Source organism: Pseudosulfitobacter pseudonitzschiae, assembly GCF_002222635.1.
GTDB classification, from domain to species: Bacteria; Pseudomonadota; Alphaproteobacteria; order Rhodobacterales; family Rhodobacteraceae; genus Pseudosulfitobacter; species Pseudosulfitobacter pseudonitzschiae_A.
Genome location: NZ_CP022417.1, coordinates 120,888 through 140,217 on the forward strand (window position 1 = coordinate 120,888; position 19,330 = coordinate 140,217).

General features: G+C 58.0%; 19 protein-coding genes. 9 read left to right on the top strand and 10 right to left on the bottom strand.

Annotated elements, in window-relative coordinates; genetic code table 11:
- The first annotated feature begins 24 nt into the window (after positions 1–24).
- From SULPSESMR1_RS25760 to SULPSESMR1_RS20150, 3 genes are all read left to right on the top strand, one after another.
- Positions 25–153 (top strand): hypothetical protein, encoded by a 129-nt coding sequence (locus SULPSESMR1_RS25760; RefSeq protein ID WP_284107862.1) that lies wholly within the window; start codon positions 25–27, stop codon positions 151–153.
- Between the two features lie 116 nt (positions 154–269).
- Entirely contained in the window at positions 270–1,451 is a 1,182-nt protein-coding gene (locus SULPSESMR1_RS20145; RefSeq protein WP_089422858.1) for an efflux RND transporter periplasmic adaptor subunit, read from the top strand.
- A complete protein-coding gene (locus SULPSESMR1_RS20150; RefSeq protein ID WP_089422859.1) occupies positions 1,448–4,570 on the top strand; it encodes an efflux RND transporter permease subunit in 3,123 nt (1,040 codons plus the stop codon). Before SULPSESMR1_RS20145 ends, SULPSESMR1_RS20150 begins: the two co-directional genes overlap by 4 nt.
- A 4-nt stretch (positions 4,571–4,574) precedes the next feature.
- Here the strand turns inward: SULPSESMR1_RS20150 and SULPSESMR1_RS25060 are convergent, their stop codons facing one another.
- Complete coding sequence (locus SULPSESMR1_RS25060; protein ID WP_157729063.1) at positions 4,575–4,751, bottom strand: hypothetical protein; 177 nt, start codon at positions 4,749–4,751, stop codon at positions 4,575–4,577.
- A gap of 99 nt (positions 4,752–4,850) precedes the next feature.
- Here SULPSESMR1_RS25060 and SULPSESMR1_RS25065 point away from each other — a divergent pair, with 99 nt between their 5' ends.
- The 4 genes from SULPSESMR1_RS25065 (at position 4,851) to SULPSESMR1_RS20165 (ending at position 8,245) form a co-directional block, all read left to right on the top strand.
- A complete protein-coding gene (locus SULPSESMR1_RS25065; RefSeq protein WP_157729064.1) occupies positions 4,851–5,282 on the top strand; it encodes a PRC-barrel domain-containing protein in 432 nt (143 codons plus the stop codon).
- A gap of 7 nt (positions 5,283–5,289) precedes the next feature.
- Positions 5,290–5,622 carry a PRC-barrel domain-containing protein gene (locus tag SULPSESMR1_RS20155; RefSeq protein ID WP_157729065.1) on the top strand — a complete coding sequence of 111 codons (333 nt, stop codon included), beginning with the start codon at positions 5,290–5,292 and terminating at the stop codon, positions 5,620–5,622.
- Positions 5,623–5,749: 127 nt separating this feature from the next.
- Entirely contained in the window at positions 5,750–6,685 is a 936-nt protein-coding gene (locus tag SULPSESMR1_RS20160; protein WP_089422861.1) for a bifunctional enoyl-CoA hydratase/phosphate acetyltransferase, read from the top strand.
- A 36-nt stretch (positions 6,686–6,721) separates the two neighbouring features.
- Entirely contained in the window at positions 6,722–8,245 is a 1,524-nt protein-coding gene (locus SULPSESMR1_RS20165; protein ID WP_089422862.1) for a phospholipase D-like domain-containing protein, read from the top strand.
- A 30-nt stretch (positions 8,246–8,275) separates the two neighbouring features.
- Here the strand turns inward: SULPSESMR1_RS20165 and SULPSESMR1_RS20170 are convergent, their stop codons facing one another.
- The 6 genes from SULPSESMR1_RS20170 to SULPSESMR1_RS20195 all read right to left on the bottom strand — a co-directional run bounded on the left by SULPSESMR1_RS20170 (position 8,276) and on the right by SULPSESMR1_RS20195 (position 14,012).
- Positions 8,276–8,992 (bottom strand): GMC family oxidoreductase, encoded by a 717-nt coding sequence (locus SULPSESMR1_RS20170; RefSeq protein ID WP_089422863.1) that lies wholly within the window; start codon positions 8,990–8,992, stop codon positions 8,276–8,278.
- Positions 8,968–9,819 carry a fumarylacetoacetate hydrolase family protein gene (locus SULPSESMR1_RS20175; protein WP_089422864.1) on the bottom strand — a complete coding sequence of 284 codons (852 nt, stop codon included), beginning with the start codon at positions 9,817–9,819 and terminating at the stop codon, positions 8,968–8,970. Before SULPSESMR1_RS20175 ends, SULPSESMR1_RS20170 begins: the two co-directional genes overlap by 25 nt.
- 46 nt (positions 9,820–9,865) lie before the next feature.
- Entirely contained in the window at positions 9,866–11,191 is a 1,326-nt protein-coding gene (locus SULPSESMR1_RS20180; RefSeq protein WP_089422865.1) for a TRAP transporter large permease, read from the bottom strand.
- Positions 11,191–11,781 (bottom strand): TRAP transporter small permease subunit, encoded by a 591-nt coding sequence (locus SULPSESMR1_RS20185; protein ID WP_240311216.1) that lies wholly within the window; start codon positions 11,779–11,781, stop codon positions 11,191–11,193. Before SULPSESMR1_RS20185 ends, SULPSESMR1_RS20180 begins: the two co-directional genes overlap by 1 nt.
- A 63-nt stretch (positions 11,782–11,844) precedes the next feature.
- Positions 11,845–12,867, bottom strand: a complete 1,023-nt coding sequence (locus SULPSESMR1_RS20190) for a TRAP transporter substrate-binding protein (protein ID WP_421086405.1) — start codon at positions 12,865–12,867, stop codon at positions 11,845–11,847.
- Positions 12,868–12,977: 110 nt separating this feature from the next.
- Complete coding sequence (locus tag SULPSESMR1_RS20195) at positions 12,978–14,012, bottom strand: C-terminal binding protein (protein ID WP_089422866.1); 1,035 nt, start codon at positions 14,010–14,012, stop codon at positions 12,978–12,980.
- 178 nt (positions 14,013–14,190) lie between these two features.
- Between SULPSESMR1_RS20195 and SULPSESMR1_RS20200 the strand changes: the two genes are divergently transcribed.
- Both SULPSESMR1_RS20200 and SULPSESMR1_RS20205 read left to right on the top strand, forming a co-directional pair.
- The gene (locus SULPSESMR1_RS20200; RefSeq protein WP_089422867.1) at positions 14,191–14,886 is read left to right on the top strand and encodes a GntR family transcriptional regulator; all 696 of its coding nucleotides are present in this window, start codon (positions 14,191–14,193) and stop codon (positions 14,884–14,886) included.
- A gap of 202 nt (positions 14,887–15,088) precedes the next feature.
- Positions 15,089–16,252: an ATP-binding protein gene (locus SULPSESMR1_RS20205; RefSeq protein ID WP_089422868.1), complete on the top strand. Its 1,164-nt coding sequence runs from the start codon at positions 15,089–15,091 to the stop codon at positions 16,250–16,252.
- A 30-nt stretch (positions 16,253–16,282) separates the two neighbouring features.
- Here the strand turns inward: SULPSESMR1_RS20205 and SULPSESMR1_RS20210 are convergent, their stop codons facing one another.
- Genes SULPSESMR1_RS20210 through SULPSESMR1_RS20220 form a run of 3 tightly spaced genes read right to left on the bottom strand, consistent with a single transcriptional unit; the run spans position 16,283 to position 19,318 of the window.
- Positions 16,283–17,311, bottom strand: coding sequence for an extracellular solute-binding protein (locus SULPSESMR1_RS20210; protein ID WP_089422869.1), 1,029 nt, complete (start codon positions 17,309–17,311; stop codon positions 16,283–16,285).
- Entirely contained in the window at positions 17,281–18,654 is a 1,374-nt protein-coding gene (locus SULPSESMR1_RS20215; RefSeq protein ID WP_089422870.1) for a sensor histidine kinase, read from the bottom strand. Before SULPSESMR1_RS20215 ends, SULPSESMR1_RS20210 begins: the two co-directional genes overlap by 31 nt.
- Positions 18,647–19,318, bottom strand: coding sequence for a response regulator transcription factor (locus SULPSESMR1_RS20220; RefSeq protein WP_089422871.1), 672 nt, complete (start codon positions 19,316–19,318; stop codon positions 18,647–18,649). The genes SULPSESMR1_RS20215 and SULPSESMR1_RS20220 overlap by 8 nt, the downstream gene beginning before the upstream one ends.
- Positions 19,319–19,330 lie beyond the last annotated feature (12 nt).

Genomic DNA, 19,330 nt, shown 5'->3' on the forward strand with positions numbered 1-19,330 from the left:
AGTCGGCTTGTATCAAAAGATAGCATGGCAAAGGCTGAACAAAAGCTGTTCGTCACGCGGGGTTGGAACGACGTCATGGCCTCAGCGTACATTGCCGTAATGCCCGACATCGACCTTGTTACCAGAACGTTTCTGGCTATGTCCCAAGGATGACGTGCCGTGCAGGAGCGCGCGATCAAGACCGCCAAGACCAGTGATCCGGATCACGCGGCGGTTATTATGAACAACCGGATGGCCGAACGGGCAAACAAGCCCAAGGAGACTAGACGATGACCGAGACCCCAACAAATCCGCGCCAGACGCTCGAATTCGAAAGCGACCGTGGGTCCAACAAGTCTCGATGGGTCGCAGGTGGTCTTGCCATCGCAATCATCGGCTGGATGGGCAGCGGATATATCCTGCCATCGGAAGATACGGAAGAGACGGCCAAAACCTCGGTGACCCCACGCGCGGTGACCGTCGCCGTTCGACGTTCCGACGCCGAAGTGGTGGAACAGGTTTTTGTTGCCGAAGGACAGGCGCTGCCCGACCGCGACACGATGATCCGGGCCGAGACATCCGGTCAGATTGGCGAGGTTCTGGTCGAAATGGGCGCCGATCTGGAAGCTGGACAGGTGATCGCACGGTTCGGGCTGGCCTCGCGCCAGGCCGATCTGGAACGTGCCGAACAAGAGCTTGGCCGCGCACAACGCGAATTCGACAACGCCACGGAACTGGTCAAACGCGGCATCGCAACCGTTGACCGCGTGGCCCAAGCACGGGCGACACTGGCAGCCGCGCAGGCAAGTGTCAGCGAAGCCCAGGAGGCCATCAAGAACACCGAGATCCGGGCACCATTCGCAGGACGTCTGGAATCGCTCGATATCAACATCGGCGAATTTGTATCCATGGGGGCCGATGTGGGCCGCATCGTCGACAACACTCCGCTGACCATCAGCATCCAGATACCCCAGCAGTCCCTGCGCGACATCAAGGTCGGACAGGCAGCGCAGGTCGCGTTCATCACTGACGAAACATCCACGGGCGAGGTTCAGTTCGTAGCAACCAGCGCCGACGCGGAAACCCGCACCTTCATGGCAAAAATTACGGTACCCAATACCGATGGCGCAATACCTGCAGGCATCAGTGCGCAGTTGCGCATTCCCACAGGAGAACTGACCGCGCATTTCGTCTCGCCCGCGATCCTTTCGCTCGACACCGACGGAACGCTGGGCATCAAGACGGTGAACCCCGAGAACGTCGTCGAATTTCACAAGATCGACATCGTGCGCGCCCAGACCGACGGTATCTGGGTCTCTGGCCTGCCCGAGCAGACGCAGATCATCACCATCGGTCAGGGTTTTGTGAACAGCGGCGAGACGGTGAACCCCCAAGCCGAACAGGGCGTGACGAAGGTCAGTGCGCAGACCGACAGAAGCAGAGAGAACGCCGACACGGAAGCCGGTCAATGAACGTCCTCATCGACGCCGCCTTCGGTCGCAGCCGCGTGGTGATCATGGCACTGGTCATGATACTCGCCGTTGGCGCCTATGCATATGTCGTGATCCCCAAAGAAAGCTCGCCCGAGATTCCAATCCCGATCTTCTACGTATCGACCGGCCTCGACGGCATATCCCCCGAAGACGCCGAGCGCCTGTTGGTGGAACCGCTCGAAACCGAACTGTCGTCGCTCACCGGCCTCAAGCAGATGACCGGCAACGGCGGCGAGGGCTACGCATCGGTTCAACTGGAGTTCGAACCCGGGTTCGACGCGGAATCCGCGCTCGACAAGGTCCAGAGGGCAGTGGATCGTGCCAAGCCCGACCTGCCGGAGGATGCCACTGATCCGGTCGTGACCGAGATCAACACAGCATTGTTCCCGATCCTGACTGTCATTCTTTCGGGTCCGGTGCCCGAACGCACACTCAACAACCTGTCCGAAGATCTCAAAGACCGTCTCGAAGCCCTAGCAGGGGTGCTTGAGGTCGACATCGGCGGCGCGCGGACCGAACTGCTTGAGGTGCTGATCGACCCCACTGTGTTCGAAACCTACAACCTCAGCTTCGAAGAACTGATCGGTCAGATCAATCGCAACAACCAGTTGATCGCTGCGGGTGCCATAGAAAGCAGCGCAGGGCGGATCGTGCTCAAAGTACCCGGCCTGATCCAGAACATCGAAGACGTGATGTCGCTGCCGGTACTGGTGCGCGGCGATACGGTTGTGACCTTTGCCGACGTCGCCACGATCCGCCGCACCTTCGAAGACCCGACCGGCTTTGCGCGTATCGACGGTCAACCGGCGCTGGCCCTCGAAATCAAGAAACGGTCGGGGTCCAACATCATCGAAACCGTCGCTGCCGTGCGCGAGGTCATCGCAGAAGCCCAGGACCAGTGGCCCGCTTCTGTGCAGATCGACTATATGCAGGACGAAAGCGAGCAGGTCGAAACCATGCTCAGCGACCTCGAGGCAAACGTCATCGCGGCCGTGATTCTGGTGATGATCGTCATCGTCTGGGCACTTGGCATCCGTTCGGCGCTTCTGGTTGGCCTCGCCATTCCGGGCGCGTTTCTTGCGGGCGTCGCCACGCTCTATTTCATGGGCTCCACGATGAACCTCATCGTGCTGTTCTCGCTGATCCTTGTGGTGGGGATGCTGGTCGACGGGGCCATTGTCACGACAGAACTGGCTGACAGACGGCTGCACGAAGGCGACGGCCCAAAGGCTGCCTATGCCTACGCCGCGAAACGCATGGCTTGGCCAATCATCGCGTCCACGGCCACAACCCTTTCGGTATTCTTTCCGCTGCTGTTCTGGACAGGCACGGTGGGCGAGTTCATGAAATTCCTGCCCATCACCGTCATCCTGACGCTCACTGCGTCGCTGTTCATGGCTCTCATCTTCATCCCGGTCGTCGGTGGCATCATCGGCAAAAAGCCTCCGCAATCGGCAAAAGCCAAACAGGCGCTACAAGCCGCAGAAAGCGGCGACCCGCGCGATCTGGGCGGGTTCGCCGGCGGCTATGTGCGTGTCCTGCAATTCGCGATACTGCGGCCTTGGGCCACCCTGATCATGGCAGTCAGCTTCCTGCTCGCAGGGTTTTCAGCATACGGTCAATTCGGAAACGGCATCAGCTTTTTTCCGTCCGTCGAACCTGATTTCGCCCAAGTGCAGGTCCGCGCCCGCGACAACTTCTCGATCTATGAAAAGGACGCGCTTGTGCGCGAGGTCGAAGAACGCCTTTACAAGTACTCCGAGATCGCATCGGTCTATGCCCGTTCGGGCGGTGGCAATCAGGATGCCGCCGACCTTATCGGAACGATCCAGATCGAATTCATCGAATGGGACAAGCGCCGGACCGCCGCGATTATCGGCGAAGAAATCCGGACCGAAATGGCCACGATACCGGGCATCGACGTACAGGTGCAGACGGCATCATCCGGCCCCACGGCGGGCAAACCGGTAAACCTCAGAGTGCGCTCCAGCGACCCCGCAGCACAAGCCACTGCAGTCGAGGCAATCCGCGATGCGATGGAGGACATCGGCGGTTTTACCGATATCACGGATACCCGCCCGCTGCCGGGGGTCGAATGGCAAATCTCGGTGAACCGGTCCGAAGCTGCCCGTTTCGGGGCCGACATCTCGACGTTGGGACAGGCTGTGCGCCTGCTGACGCGAGGTATCACCGTTGCCGATTATCGCCCGTCCGATGCCGATGGATCGGTCGATATCAACGTGCGTTTCCCTTCCGAGGAACGAACTCTGGAGGAACTTCAGGGCTTGCGCGTGCCCACATCCGCCGGTCTGGTGCCGATATCGAACTTCGTCACCTTCGAACCGTCGCCGCGGTCGGGTACCATCACCCGCATCGACCAGCGCCGCGTCATAACCATCGAAGCGAACGTTGCCCCCGGCGTTCTGGTCAACAATCAGGTCGTCGCACTGCAAGCGGCGATCAACAAGATGGATCTGCCCGATGGCGTCGCAGCGTCCTTTGCTGGCGAAGCGCAGGACCAGACCGACGCGATGACCTTCCTTATCGGGGCATTCATAACGGCTGTCTTCTTGATGTTCGTGATCCTCGTGATCCAGTTCAACAACTTCTATCAGGCCTTCGTCGTGATGAGCGCCATCGTATTTTCGGTGGCGGGCGTTCTCTATGGGTTGATCCTGACCGGCCGCCCCTTCGGCATCGTTATGGGCGGGATCGGGGTGATCGCGCTGGCCGGAATCGTGGTTAACAATAACATCGTGCTGATCGATACTTATAACGACCTGAAAAAATCAGGACTATCGCCGCTGGAAGCAGCGCTTAGAACGGGCGCGCAGCGTCTGCGTCCCGTCGTCCTCACCTCGGTCACAACGGCGCTTGGCCTGCTGCCAATGGTGATCGGCGTGAACCTGAATTTCTTCACCCGCGAGATCGTCTATGGCGCTCCCTCGACGCAATGGTGGACAGAGCTCAGTTCCGCCATCGCAGGTGGGCTTGTGATCGCGACCATCCTGACGTTGATCGTCACACCTGCCATGCTGATGCTGGGGGAAAAGAAATCGCGACGGGCACAGCCGCATACCCCAACCAGGCCGGCATGAGGTCTTACCTGATCCACGCCTTGTAAAAGCGCACAGCACATCTTTGCCGCGCCACGGATCGGCACAGATAGGCGGCGGTATAAAATTCGTCCTCGCGGCTTTTCGGAACTTCGCATGCCATCAGTTCGTCCGACTCCGGCACGGACAACACAGCCTCGCGCCACGTCTGGACCCCGATCATGGAACCATCACCCGCGCCACGGGGTTTATTTATCAACAAACAGACGAACCTGTGACTTCCGAACCCCGCAACAGGTTTACAAGCAAAGGAGACGCACCCATGCAACGCAGTTCTGATATCATCGGATACTCGCTTCGTGCAAAGGACGGCGCGATCGGATCGATTACCGACATCCTGTTCGACGACAGGCACTTTGGCTTGCGCTGGGTGGTAATCGACACCGGAACGTGGCTTCCCGGTCGCAAGGTTCTGCTGCCGCCAACTGCACTTGGCACCCCTGACCCCGCGACCCGCGAATATCCCGTCGATCTGACCCTAAGCGAGATCGAGGATGCACCCGGTCTTGAAACCGACCAGCCGGTCTCACGACAGCTCGAAACCGATATTCTACGGCTTTTACGGATGGCACCCTTATTGGTACGGCGGATACGGCTACGCAATGGTCGGCGGAGTGCAACCCGCAGGCTTGACTCCGGGTCAGACCGTCGATCGTCAACAGGCAAAGCTTGCACAGGAACAACAGAAGGGTGATGGCCATTTGCACAGCGTCGAGGAAGTGACCGGCTATTATGTCGAGGCCACCGACGACAACATCGGCCACATCGAGGATTTCGTCATCGACGAATCCAGTTGGGCTGTCCGCTATCTGGTGATCGACACCAAAAACTGGTGGCCTGGCAAAATGGTCCTGATCTCGCCAGACTGGCTGCGCGGCATCGCGTGGACTGACGGCAAGGTTCACGTCGGTGTCACCCGCGACAAGGTCAAAGACTCGCCCGAATTTGATCCGTCGACGACAATCGACCGCAAATACGAAGAAAGCATTCATGCCCACTATGGCTATACTCCATATTGGGTCGGCTGGGCTTAAATCCACCGCATACCAAATCCAAAAAACTCCGCGGGTCTGACAGAAGGACTCGCGGAGTGGTTTGTATCGACCCATACATTGTGACCAAGTTCGTTTCAGAAAAGCCCAGCCAGATGGAATAACACCAATGAATAACAAAGATGCACTGCCCGATCGCTTTGCGCGGCTGGAAGAAATGGCTGCAAAGCTCGAGAATGTGCCCACCGCCGTCGTCTGGCCGGTCGATGCGCCCAGCCTTCTGGGTGCCTTGGAAAGTGCCCAGAAAAATCTGATCCAACCGGTTCTTATCGGACCCGAGGACTTGATCCGCTCTGTCGCCGGACAGGAAGGTCAATCCGCCGACAATTTCAAGATCATCGCGGCATCGACGCCCGAAGAGGCGGCGCAAAAGGCGGTCGCGATGGCGGTCTCGGGCAAGGTGCGCGGTCTGATGAAGGGCGCGCTTGGCACCAAGACGCTGATGAAAGCCGTGATCGCGGAAAAGACCATGCGTCTGACCCGCCGGATGAGTCATGTGTTCGTCATGGACGTACCGCACTTTGATCGCCTTCTGTTTATCTCCGACGCTGCATTGAACGTGCGCCCCGACCTGAGCTGCCTGCGCGACATCGTGATCAACGCCATCGGTCTAACCCATGCACTTGGCATTGCGCGACCCAAAGTCGCGATGCTGTCCGCAACCGAAAACATCGACGAACGAATTGAATCCACAATATTGGCGGCAGCAATCTGCAAGATGGCCGACCGTGGCGCGATCACCGGTGCCGATATTGACGGCCCCCTTGCGATGGACCTTGCCGTGTCGCCCCGCGCGGTCGAGATCAAGGGGATCAAATCCAACGTCGCCGGCCATGCCGATATTCTGATCGTGCCTGATCTCGTCTCGGGTAATATCCTTGCCAAGAACCTAGATTATCTGGCCGACGCCGAGGCCGCAGGAATCGTATTGGGCGGTGCCGTTCCCATCGCACTGACCAGCCGCGCCGATTCCCCCTCCGAGCGACGCGCTTCCGCCGCCCTTTTGTGCATCGTCGCCGCCACACGAACCGTCCCGACACTATGACCCGAAAAAACAAATAATAAGGACGGAGACTTCAGGATGAACGCTCAGACGAAAGCAGCTTCAAAAGGCAACTCAATTTTCGACCCCGAAACGAACTGCTGGCGTGTTGAGCAAGCGCAAAAGCTCGCCTTCATCATTGATGGTGCCGACTACTTCAAGCACCTGCGCAACATCGTCTCGAATTGCAAACGCCAGCTGATGTTGATCGGCTGGGACTTCGATCTCGAAATCGAAATGCTCCCGGGCGAGAGTGACAAAGACGGTTGTGCGCCAGACGGGCTGCCGAACAAGTTGGGTCCGTTTCTGGAAACCGTGGTAGATCAAACGCCCGAACTGGACCTCTATCTGCTTCAATGGAACGGGGCGGTGTTGGTGGCGCCAAGCGGGATCATCCCGCCCGCTGTGCTCAGCGTTTTCGGCGGCGACCGCGTTCACTTTGCACTGGACGGACACCATCCGTTCGGAGCTTGCCACCACCAGAAAATCGTCGTTGCGGATGATACATTCGCATTTTGCGGCGGTATCGACGCGACTGTAAGCCGGTGGGATACGTCAGAGCATCTGGCCGATGACCCGCGCCGCACCCTGACAGACGGCTCGACCACACAGCCTTGGCATGACGCGACCTCGGCAATGACGGGACCGGTGGCCTCCGCCTTGGGAGAGCTGTCGCGTCTGCGATGGCAACGTGCAACAGGAGAGACACTAAAGCGGCCAACTGTTTCGGATACGCCGCTATGGCCCGAAAGTCTTGAGGTCGAAGCCTCGGATGTGAAGGTCGCCATCGCACGGACCGAACCCCCATACGACGGCGAACCGCTGGTCAACGAGATCGAGAACCTGTTTCTCGACAGCATCAAAGCTGCCAAGGATACCATATACGTTGAATCCCAGTATTTCGCCGCTGAGTCGATTTGCGATGCGTTGCAAGAGCGGCTGGAAGAACCCGACGGGCCAGAGATCATCATCATCAACCCGCAGTCCGCTCAGTCGGAATTCGAAGACGATTCCATGCACGTGACCCGCAACCGGATGATCAAGCAATTGCGCGATGCCGACCATCACGACAAATTTCGGATCTACCATCCGGTAAATGCGGCAGAAGAACCCATCTATGTCCACGCAAAAATCATGATCACCGACACCAAGCTCATTCACTTGGGTTCAAGCAATATCAACAACCGTTCGATGGGTTTCGACACAGAATGCGATATGGCGCTGGACGACAACGCAACCTTGATCGGAAACATGCGCACCAAACTAGTGTGCGAACATATCGACGCCGATCCACAGGAGTTTGCAGAAGCACTTGAGCGCACCGGTTCACTGATCGCCACCATCGAAGAGTTGAACCGCCCCAATGGGCGGGGGTTGCGTGACCTTCAGAAAAGGCCGGAGAATTTGCGCGGCAAGGTCTTGGCCGCCACACGTTTCATGGACCCGCGCTATACCCACTCAGACGACTCCTCTGCCGGAAAAGGTGTGCGCCCCCGTCATCTGGCTCTGGCTCTGGGCGTATCATTGATCGGCTATCTGGGTTGGTGGCTTTGGGGACGCTAGGACCGCGACTAAGGTTTGGCACAGGCCGCGCTAAGCCTTTGCAAGGATCATATCGGCAGCTTTTTCGGCAATCATCGTTACCGGCGCGTGCGTATTGCCCGACACGATGGTCGGCATGACCGACGCATCAACGATACGCAGCCCCGACAGCCCGTGCACCCGCAAATCGTTATCCACCACAGCCAGATCGTCGTCGCCCATGCGCGCAGTACCGGTTTCTTCTGCTGCCTTCGCCACATCATCAAATATGGGCCAGCTCAGGCGCTGCTGTTCAACGCGCAATTCACCGCATTTTCCATGAAACGCGCTTTGCGGCCCCCAGTGATGTTCGGACTTGCGAAAATAGGGCAAGACATCTTTCCACCCCCAACCGGCATTTCCCATCTGGCGCCACTGGTCATAGTCCTGCGCCTGCCCACGCATGTAGATCATTCCATTGATCGACGAACACCCACCCAAAAGTTTGCCGCGCGGATAATTCAGAACACGCCCTCCAAGACCCGCCTCGGGCTCGGTACGAAAGCACCAATCCGTCTTTGGGTTGCCCATGGTATAAAGATACCCCATCGGCACATGCACCCAAAAGCGATTGTCGCTGCCGCCCGCTTCAAGAAGCAGAACGCGACATTTCGGATCTGCGCTTAGCCGGTTGGCCAGAACACATCCAGCCGACCCCGCCCCCACAATGACATAGTCGTAGGTTTCCGTTTTGGTTCTGACAGTCACGATACAGCCTTGCGCACACATCGTTGTTGCTGGACACCCAGCCCGTCGATCTCCAGCCGCATCATTTGCCCCTCTTGCAAAAAAACTTGGGGCTGCATACCCAAACCAACACCCGGCGGTGTACCGGTGGTGACCACATCACCCGGTTCCAGCGTCATGAACGTGCTGAGATAGCTGACCAGATGCGCAATGCCAAAGATCAGCGTTCGGGTCGATCCGTCCTGCCTGCGCACATCATCCACATCCAGCCGCATCCCCAGATCATGGGGGTTCGCCACCTCGTCTGCGGTCACCAGCCACGGGCCCATTGGCGCAAATGTGTCGTGGCTTTTGCCTTTGGTCCACTGGCCCTGACGTTCAGCCTGCCATGACCGTTCGGAAACATCGTTGACGATCAGATAGCCCGCGACGTGGGAGAGGGCATCGGCCTGTGTGACGTTCTTGGCACGGGTGCCAATGACAAAGGCCAGTTCGACCTCCCAATCAACCTTTGCAGCACCTTGGGGCAGTTCAACATCGTCATCGGGGCCACAAATCGCAGTGGTCGCCTTGAGAAAGACAATCGGCTCGCTTGGCACGTCCATTCCGGATTCAGCCGCGTGATCGGAATAGTTCAGGCCGATGCCGATCAGCTTGCCCACACTTCCGACACACGGACCGACGCGGGGCGTTCCCGCGACAAGCGGCAGCGCGGTGTGGTCCAGTCCGGCAATTCGTGCCAAGGCGTCCGGCCCCAGAATACGCCCGTCGATGTCGGGCACTTCGTCCGACAAATCGCGCAGGGCACCGTCGGCATCAATCAATCCGGGTCGTTCTTCTCCAGCTTTGCCATAGCGCACCAGTTTCATGTCTCTCTACCTTTTCATTAGCGTAAAAGCTCAGCCGCCCGCGCGTCTAATAGACCGCGATTTGCGGGAATACGATCAGCAGCCCCACTGCCAGCACCTGCAAACAGATAAACGGCACAAGGGATCGGAAGATTTCGCCCAGCGAAATCTCGGGCGGTGTCACACTTTTCAGATAGAACGCGGCGGGACCAAAGGGCGGTGTCAGGAACGACACCTGCATGTTCATCGCAAAAAGAACGCCGAACCAGATCGGATCAAGCCCCAGATCGCGGATCACCGGCACAAAAATCGGCATGGTCAACAGCGCAATTCCGACCCAGTCCAGAAACATACCCAGCAGGAACAGGATCAGCATCATCGTCAACACAATGATCGTCGGGTTGTCGGACACGCCCGCAATCAGCGACGAAATGAAGTCGATGCCGCCCATCAGGTTGTAAACACCCACCAACGCACTGGCGCCAATACCGATCCAGACGATCATGCCGACAGTGGTCAGCGTATGCTTGGCCGCGTCGATCAGCATGGCAAAGCTGAATTCGCGCCGCAGTATGGTCGACAGGATCACTCCGGCGACGCCTACGGCAGAGGCTTCGGTGACCGATGCGATACCCCCGTAGATCGACCCCAGCACAAAGAAAACCACCAGCATCGGCAGGATCAGTCCACGGATCAGGGCCAGCCGTTCGCGGGCGGGCATCTTCTCGACCACCGGCGTTGGAGCAGCAGCAGGATCGGTGTACGAGCGGAACAAAACATAGGTCACATAGAAACCCGCCAGCATAAAACCCGGTACAAAGGACGCGGTAAAAAGCTCTCCGACCGAGACATTCGCCGTCAGCCCGTAAATGATAAGAACAATCGACGGCGGCACCATCGTGCCCAGCGATCCACCGGCGCAAACCACACCGATCGCCAGCCGCCGGTTATACCCCTGCCGCAACATCTGCGGCAGCGCGACAAGACCCAGCAGAACAATTTCACCGCCGATGATACCGCTCATCGCGGCAAGGATAACCGCGACAAAGATCGTCTGCACAGCCACGCCTCCGCGCACACGGCCCGCGACCAGTTTCATCGCGTCAAACAGATCGCGCGCAATACCCGACCGGTCAAGGATTGCGGCCATCAGCACAAACATCGGAACCGAGACAAAAACAAAGGAAGAGACAAAGGAATAAACGCGACTGGTAATCAGCGGCACCGAAGCGGGGCCAAACCAGCCAAGCGCGAACAGCAACGCGACCAGAAGTGTGACCAGCGCCAGCGGCATCCCTGTCAGCAGCAGAAACAACAACAGCCCGAACATCACCAGCGTGCCCAACTCGATGCCAAGGCTGCTCAGGTCGGTCAGTGCGGAAAGGAATGGCATCAGTTACCTGTCTTTCTGTGCGCGCGTGCAGCCCGCAAATAGTTGAAGGCCAGCACCAGAAACTGGCAGCACATCACGATAAGAACGCAAAAGAGGAAGATCTTGACCAATGCGGGCGCGGGCGAATTCCACGCGCTGCCGCTGGTTTCAAGGTACAGATCACCCGAAGGCCGGTAGATCGCCTTTTTAACCATCCGCCACGCGGCCCACGCAAAAAAGCCGGTGGAGAAGGCGCAAACCAGCGAAATCACCACATCCAGCATTTGCCGCGCGCGCCCCTTTACCAGATCGTAAATCAGCACGACGCGGATATGGGAATTGCGACAAACGCACAGCAACCCACCAAAGATAAAGGTGATCGCGCTGAGAAACATGGAAGTTTCATGTGCCCATGTCGTGGGTGCGTTGAAAAAGTAACGCATGACCACCTCAAGCACGAGCGTCGCCATGGCCAGCAACATTCCGGCAGCGAAGATCGTAGAAATGCGGTCGATGATCCGACCAAGCCGCCCCGCCTGAGGCAAGGGCCGCCCGCGTTCGGCCATCGCAGCGGGGATCGCCTCGGGGGCGATGTTTTCACGTTGCGCCATAGCGTACCGTCCAGATCATTAAGGAGAAGGTCACGCGGGCAGAAGCCTGCCCGCGCAGGGTGCTCAGTCGAGCATACCTTGTTGTTCCAGATAGGCGGTCAGGATGTCATAGACCTGCTTGGCATTGTCAGACTGACCGGCAACATTTTCCCACTGCTCCATTGCGATGGTCCGGAAACGGGCGCGCTCTTCTGTGGGCCAGTTGTGGACAGTGATCTCCGGATTTGCCTTGGCTTCAGCGACGGCTTCCAGATCCTTGATCGACAGTTGCGCCACCATATCGGATGCAAGATCGCGCACCGACACGGTCATGATCGCTTGCAGATCCTCTGGCAGGCTGTTCCACTTGTCGAGGTTCATCGACACTTCAACCAGCGGCATCGAGTGGAAACCGGGATAGACCGGATTATTGCCCGCCTCGTGCAAACCTTGCGAATGGTTGGTGGAAAACACGGTTGAATCCGCAGCATCTATCACGCCCTTGTCCAACGCGGTGAACACTTCGGCATAGGGCAGATTGACAGGAACCGCGCCTGCCGCTGCAAACACTTGCTGGATCAAACCTTCGGGTGCGCGGACTTTCAAACCTTTCAGGTCGTCGACACCGCCCAGCGGTTTCTTCGATACGAACCCTTCCAGACCTGTCGTGGTCGCACCTACAAAATGCAGGTTATAGGGCTTTTCCAGGTCTTCCATCAGTTCGTTGCCGCCGCCATAGCGCATGAAACGGAACATTTCTTCGGGCGAGGACCACGCACCGATCGGGTTTGCGATCAGACCAAAAGCTGGGTCTTTGCCGGAAAAATAGCTGACATCGGTGATATGCCCGTCCAGAATACCGGCCCCCACCGCATCTTGGGTTTCATTGTATTCCACAACCGCGCCAACCGGCAGCAGCTCGATCGCGATCCGCCCGCCACTCATCACACCGACTTGCTCGGTCCATTCTTTCTGGATTTGGAAATTCGGGTTGCCTGCCGGATCGACAGATTGAAACTTGAACGAGAATTCCTGTGCATAGACAGGCAGACCCGCTGTCGCCGTCAATAGTCCGGCAACAATCATCGTTTTGAAGTTATTAGCCATTTTTGCTCCTCCCATGGATACTCTGGCATTTCTGGCGACACTGGCATCACATCCGGCGCGGCCACTCCCCAAGCAGCATTCTGCTTCGGGCCTTCTTTCCCCGCGGACAGTTATTCGGCTGCCAGCGGGGCACGTTTCGGAGTGTTCACAAGGTTTCGGATGCGTCCCTCGTTCAGACACAGCATCGCCGTTTCCACGGCCAGACGCCGCGCGTCCGCAACGCTTTCGGGGCTGGACCATGCTGCATGCGGCGACAAAAGCAGGCGCTCGCCGGTCAACACGTCGTCGCGCCCCGCATATGCAACCGAAACCGGATCGTCCTTGGCAGGCGGCTCGACGGGCAGCACATCAAGTGCTGCCCCAGCAATTACATCGCCCCGCAAAGCATCCAACAGTGCAGGCACATCCACGATGGCACCGCGCGCCGTATTGATCAGAATGGCGTTTGATTTCATCAACCCCAGCGTCTCGGCATTGATCATATTGCGTGTCTCGTCTGTCAGCGGGCAATGCAGACTGACCACATCGCTGACCTCCAGCAACGCACGCAGGCTTTCGACCCGTTGGACACCCACGGCAATTTCGGTCCCACGCGAGACATAAGGATCATAACAAACGACGTTCAAACCGAATGCCTTGGCCCGCAAAGCTGTGGCCGTTCCGATACGCCCCAACCCGACAACGCCAAACGTCCGCCCGCGCAGCCGTCCCATCAAGGGCGCGCGCGCATGATCAAATCCGGTTTGCGGAGACGCCATCAGCGCGCGGTGATAAGATGTAAGGCCACGTTTGAAATTCAGCATCATCGCAATGGCGTGGTCCGCGACCTCGCTGGTGCCATAATCGGGTGTATTGCACACCGGAATACCCTTGGCGGCGGCGGCGTCCAGATCGATATGGTCGAACCCGACCCCTGCCCTAACGATGACCTGACAACGGTCAAGCCGCTCGATCACTTCGGCGTTGATTGGCATCTCGTGCCAAACTACCAACGCGTCCGCGCTGCTCCACTCCTTGTCGGGAATCGCCGCGGGCTGGCGTTCGCGGTGAATGCTCCAATCCACAAGGGGCCCTGCCGTCGTGCGCTCTATTTCGGCATCGTCCGGATATTGAGCGTCTGGGGTCAACAGGTGAAGCCGGCTCATATGATATTCTTCCTTTTCGTATATTTCACATACTAGAATTCTAGTATGATCAATAATTGTCAAGGAGCATTTTTTCTATATATTGATTGACATGGCCCTAGCGGTCTAAAGCGTTCAAACCCGAAGGCAATTCGCAAAAACGTGCCCGATCTCGGCCCAATATCCGGAAGGAACCACAGTGTCGCTGAGCAAAGAAGCGTTCACCCGCATTCACGAAGCCATCGTTTCCGGTGCTCTGGACTTTGGCGAACGCCTGTCCGAGATGCAGATTGCCGAAGCGCTGGGAATGAGCAAGGCACCGGTTCGAACCGCCTTTTTCGAACTTCGGGACATCCGTCTGGTCACGATCGTTCCACAGGCAGGCACCTACGTCTTTTCGCCAACCCGAGAGGACGTGCGCGAAATGAGCATCTTCCGCGCCATGCTGGAAACAGCGGGCATGCGGCTGTCGATGGAGAATGATGCGACAACCCTTACAGGCGCGCTAAAAGAGACAGTCGGCCGGATGGAGAATGCACTGGCTGGCGGGGAATGGAAAAACTATGAAACGGCAGACATGGATTTTCACCGACTGCTGATAAACCATTCGAACAACAGCTATCTTCCGCAAGCCTACAACCTGACAGCGTCAACCATCGAAGCTCTGCGCGTGCGCCTGCAAGGGGGCGAAGGCGAGTACCGCAAACAATCGTTTGACGAACACCAGATTATTCTAAGGCATCTGGAGGCGCGAAATCTGGATTTGGCGGCGCGCGTTCTGGAGGACCATATCATGGTGATAAACAACTCCAGATTGAAGCTTCCGGCACAGGGCGCCGCGCGGTCCAAGGCGCGCACGCGAACGCTTGAGGCCTATAAAGAGCTGTTTAGCTAACCAGAACATGCATACGGCAAGACTATTGGATACACCGCGACTGATAGGACTGAAACCTGTGGAAACACCTTTTGTGACAGCACAGCAAGGTATCGCGGGCTTGCATCCAATACCTATGGGCTATTTATTATTCTAAGTGCCGACCCCACGGCACACCACAATAACATTGCAAATCTTCCACAACATGGAGTATTTGCAAGGTATGTATACACGCCAAACCAATCAAATCGTGCAATCCGCCTTGGAAAGCCAAGCCGCCGTTGTCCTTCTCGGCCCCCGTCAGGTCGGGAAAACCACGCTCGCTCTCGACATCGCCTCACAGCATCCCTCGGTGTACATTGACCTTGAACGTGCAGCGGACAGGCAGATCCTGACCGAACCAGATCTCTATTTAGACGAACAGGCAGGCAAACTTGTCATTCTGGACGAAGTGCAGCAGATGCCGGGTTTGTTCAAAAGCCTGCGCGGCCAGATTGATCGCCGCAGACGAAGCGGGTTCCGGACGGGACAGTTCCTGCTGCTTGGTTCAGCCTCCAATGTTCTGCTTCAACAATCAGCAGAGTCCCTTGCCGGTCGGGTCAGGTATATCGAAATGCCCCCTCTTCAACTTGCCGAGGTGGGCACGGATCAATTGAACAAACTGTGGCTGCGCGGCGGCTTTCCCGACAGTTTTATGGCTGGGAACAATCAGACCAGCATGGACTGGCGTCTCGATTTTCTGCGCACCTATCTCGAACGCGACATCCCTGCCCTCGGGCCGCGCATTCCCGCTGCCACCTTGCGACGGTTCTGGACCATGCTGGCCCATGTTCAAGGTGGCCTGCTGAACGCCGCATCACTCGCCGAAGGGCTTGGTGTTTCGGGGCAGACTGTCGGGCGCTATCTTGATCTGCTCGTCGATCTCATGCTGGTCCGGCGCCTACAGCCCTGGCATGAGAATGTTGGCAAACGTCTCGTGAAATCGCCAAAGGTCTATGTCAGGGACAGCGGGATCGTTCACGCCCTTTTGGGCATTGGCACGACCGAGGGCTTGCTCGGGCATCCGGTGGTCGGAGGCAGTTGGGAGGGTTTTTGTATCGAAGCTCTACTCGCAGCAGCCCCAGCCGGCACCGAGGCCTTCTTTTACCGCACCTCTGCTGGTGCTGAACTTGACCTGGTCCTTCGTCTGCCCGGAGAAGGCATCTGGGCGATCGAAGTCAAACGCACGACCGCGCCAAAAGTCTCGCGTGGGTTTCACGTAGGTGCTGAAGATATCAAGGCCACCCGAAAGCTTCTGATCTACGCAGGAGAGCACGAAGTCCCGATCGCAAAAGATGTTCGTGCACTACCACTCGAACAGGCGATCGGGTTGCTGAGGGGGCTCTAGCTCATAATCTTCTGTGCAGACGGTCAAACCCTATTGCTGCTCCATTGCGTTTTCCCACTCAGTCAGAAAGGCGCGCCTGTTTAACGGGTCGAGATATACCATTAAAGCGGGCCCCAGGCTGATCGGACCAAATCCCGAGCTTTCCAGCTCGCCCGAGAGACTTAGCGAGGGTAGTGGCCATTCGCCGGGCAGCTCACGCAAGCCCGAAGCAGAAAGCAGGTCGATCATAGCGCCTGCCGCTTCGGTCTCTTGTGCAGTGGCGGGCACCAGAACGGTGCGTAGCATAACGTTGGTGAAATCCTGCATCTGCAAAATTTGCATCCGCCCGCCTTCGACCGCCGCCAGGCGATCAGTGGCATAGCTACCAAGCACATTGTAGGCCAGCGCAAGACGACCGGTGCCAACATCGTCAATCATTTGCGCCGAGCAACAATAAAGCTGCGGTCCAAGCCGGCCCATAACTTCGTTCAGGCGCCAATAGGCATCCGTGGAACGGTCTTCCTGAGTTGCAAAAAGATACCCCAAACCACTTTCGCGCACATCGTAGGTGCCAAGCGCACCCGCAAAATGCGCAGGGTTGTCGCGCAACAAGGCAATCAGATCCTGCCGGGTAGCGGGCAGATCAAAGCCCGCGAAACGGTCAGTGTTGATGACCATAACCGCCGGTTCGACCGTAAAGGCAAAAATCAGGTCACGCCAACGCGCCCAATCCGGCAGGTCTTGCGTAATATCCGACCTGTAAGGAAGCGTGTAACCGTCATTGGCGAGCTGGAATTGCAGATCCATCGCTGAGGAAATCGCGAGATCGAATTGCGCGCCGCCACGGATCGCCCGGTGCAGTTCACTTGACGATACGACGGTGTAATCCACCGAAACCTCTGGGCGGCTTCTCTGAAAGCCCAGAACGTAAGGCGCGAAAAGAGCAAGATCAGTGGTCGACAAAACCCGCAGGACGCGTTCGCCAGTGCCGGGGAAAAGCCGGTGATCTTCGATTTCAAGCGCGGTCGCCGCGCTGGCAGCCCAAACGATCAGGCAGAAGGCAAGACCAAGGAAACGCATGCGCCGCCCCTTTCGCTATTGGTTGATGTCGCAAGGTCAAGCCGCCCACCATGGGCAGCCAAGACTTCGGCGACGATGGTCAACCCGAGACCTGACCCGACGATGCCACCGGTATTGATGCCGCGCCGGAATCGTTCAGTCAAATTTTGAAAAGGTTCTTCGCCCAGCCCCGGCCCTTCGTCGCAAACATCAAGTCGTACCTCAGAAGGGTCGCGTGTGATTTGAAGCGTCACGGTGGTGTCTTCGGGTGAATATTTGATGGCATTGTCCAAAACGTTCCGGATCGCGCTTTCCAGCAGGATCGAATCCCCTGCGATTGGTGCGGGGGTGGCCACCAGTTGCATGCGGATGTCGCGCATGGACGCGGTGGGTTCCATCGCCGCGACAGTGCTTGCGACCAGTTCGGACAGATCCAGCCTGTCACGGGTCAGGTTCTCCGTGCGATAGGCGACGGTGGCGTGATCCAGCAACTGCCCCGCCGAACGAGAGCTTTCATCCACAGCGCGGATGATCCGTCGCAGGCGTTGCTTTTCCGTATCCCCCTGCACCGTACGCAGTGCGATTTCCGCTTGTGCGCGTACAGTCGCAAGCGGCGTTCGAATGCGGTGAGCGGCTTCGGCGATAAAATCCTCGGACCGGCGGATCGAATTGCGCAAGCGGTCCATCAGCCGGTTCAGCGCAGACAGCAGCGGCGCCAGTTCTGTTGGCGCGGGTCGTTGCAGCGGGCGCAGATCGGACGGGCCACGCCGCGACACCGCTGCTGCGATTTCATTCAGAGGTCGCAATGACGTGGTCGCCACGAACGCCGAAAGCGCCACCGCCACCGCGAAAAAGGCAACCGACAGGATCGCCGCCAATCGTGACAGATCTGCTGCCACTGCGCCGACACCATCACGGGTCTGGCCAACTGTGACCGTGACCAGAACCGGCCCGTCACCGGAAAGAACCTGACGGCTGGACGTCGCCATCCGGATTGATGCCCCGCGAAAGGTTGCGCTGTCAAAAACCACCTGTCCCAGCCGTGCTGTGGTTGGGGGGGGCATATCTTCGTAACCCGTCAGGATCGCCTCGCCTGCTGCCACCCGATAGAATACGCGGTCTTCGCTGATCGCGCCCAACATGGCTAAAGCGGAATAAGGCAGTTCCAGACGCAGTTGGCCCTGTTCGCTGCGCAGGGTTTCGGCAATCGTTGTGGCCGAGGCAGCCAGCACGTTATCTTGTGTGCGTTGTGTCGCTTCGCGCGCAAGCCACGTCACCATGACCCAACTGAGAACCGACAAAAGGGCGGCCACCGCCGCCAGCAGCAGCGTCAGGCGTCTGCCGATGGACCGGCTTTCAATCATTCCCGCCGGTCTCTATCCGGTAGCCATGGCCACGCACGGTTTCAATGCGCAGACCAATGTCAGCAGTTCTGCGGCGCAGGCGGCCCACATATACCTCGATTGCGTTTTCGGTAACCGTCGTGTCGTATGTAAACAAGCGGTCCATAAGGTGCGATTTTGACAGGATTTGGCCGGGGTGGCGGGCAAAAACTTCCAAAAGGCGGATTTCACGGCTGCGCAATTCCAGAATATCATCGCCGCGCCGCAAAGTGCCCCTGAGCAGATCGAAAGACAGTGGACCAAGAGTGATTTCGTTGCGCGCCATCCCGCCCCGCCTGCGCAGAACCGCGCGGCAGCGTGCCTCGAGTTCGGAAAAATCAAAGGGTTTGGTAATGTAATCGTCAGCCCCTTGATCCAGCGCGCCCACGCGGTCGGACACTTGGCTGCGGGCGGTCAGCACGATCACCGGAGTTTCAAGGTGTGCACGACTGCGTGCAAGAAACTCGCGCCCGTCGCCGTCAGGCAGCATCACATCCAGCAAGATCAGGTCATAACTGGCAGCGGCAAGACAGTCTTCGGCATCTGCCAGCGTCGGCGCATGGTCAATGGCGTGGCCGTCCAGTGCCAGCCGCTTTAGAACGGCCTCAGCAAGTTCGGTGTTGTCTTCGACCAAGAGATAACGCACCCGATCCTCCCT

What these genes read in the sequence shown, in the direction of transcription:
- SULPSESMR1_RS25760 (WP_284107862.1), top strand. Translation starts at nt 25, where the DNA reads ATGGCAAAGGCTGAACAAAAGCTGTTCGTCACGCGGGGTTGGAACGAC.
- SULPSESMR1_RS20145 (WP_089422858.1), top strand. Translation starts at nt 270, where the DNA reads ATGACCGAGACCCCAACAAATCCGCGCCAGACGCTCGAATTCGAAAGC.
- SULPSESMR1_RS20150 (WP_089422859.1), top strand. Translation starts at nt 1,448, where the DNA reads ATGAACGTCCTCATCGACGCCGCCTTCGGTCGCAGCCGCGTGGTGATC.
- SULPSESMR1_RS25060 (WP_157729063.1), bottom strand. Translation starts at nt 4,751, where the DNA reads ATGATCGGGGTCCAGACGTGGCGCGAGGCTGTGTTGTCCGTGCCGGAG.
- SULPSESMR1_RS25065 (WP_157729064.1), top strand. Translation starts at nt 4,851, where the DNA reads ATGCAACGCAGTTCTGATATCATCGGATACTCGCTTCGTGCAAAGGAC.
- SULPSESMR1_RS20160 (WP_089422861.1), top strand. Translation starts at nt 5,750, where the DNA reads ATGAATAACAAAGATGCACTGCCCGATCGCTTTGCGCGGCTGGAAGAA.
- SULPSESMR1_RS20165 (WP_089422862.1), top strand. Translation starts at nt 6,722, where the DNA reads ATGAACGCTCAGACGAAAGCAGCTTCAAAAGGCAACTCAATTTTCGAC.
- SULPSESMR1_RS20170 (WP_089422863.1), bottom strand. Translation starts at nt 8,992, where the DNA reads ATGTGTGCGCAAGGCTGTATCGTGACTGTCAGAACCAAAACGGAAACC.
- SULPSESMR1_RS20175 (WP_089422864.1), bottom strand. Translation starts at nt 9,819, where the DNA reads ATGAAACTGGTGCGCTATGGCAAAGCTGGAGAAGAACGACCCGGATTG.
- SULPSESMR1_RS20180 (WP_089422865.1), bottom strand. Translation starts at nt 11,191, where the DNA reads ATGCCATTCCTTTCCGCACTGACCGACCTGAGCAGCCTTGGCATCGAG.
- SULPSESMR1_RS20185 (WP_240311216.1), bottom strand. Translation starts at nt 11,781, where the DNA reads ATGGCGCAACGTGAAAACATCGCCCCCGAGGCGATCCCCGCTGCGATG.
- SULPSESMR1_RS20190 (WP_421086405.1), bottom strand. Translation starts at nt 12,867, where the DNA reads ATGGCTAATAACTTCAAAACGATGATTGTTGCCGGACTATTGACGGCG.
- SULPSESMR1_RS20195 (WP_089422866.1), bottom strand. Translation starts at nt 14,012, where the DNA reads ATGAGCCGGCTTCACCTGTTGACCCCAGACGCTCAATATCCGGACGAT.
- SULPSESMR1_RS20205 (WP_089422868.1), top strand. Translation starts at nt 15,089, where the DNA reads ATGTATACACGCCAAACCAATCAAATCGTGCAATCCGCCTTGGAAAGC.
- SULPSESMR1_RS20210 (WP_089422869.1), bottom strand. Translation starts at nt 17,311, where the DNA reads ATGCGTTTCCTTGGTCTTGCCTTCTGCCTGATCGTTTGGGCTGCCAGC.
- SULPSESMR1_RS20215 (WP_089422870.1), bottom strand. Translation starts at nt 18,654, where the DNA reads ATGATTGAAAGCCGGTCCATCGGCAGACGCCTGACGCTGCTGCTGGCG.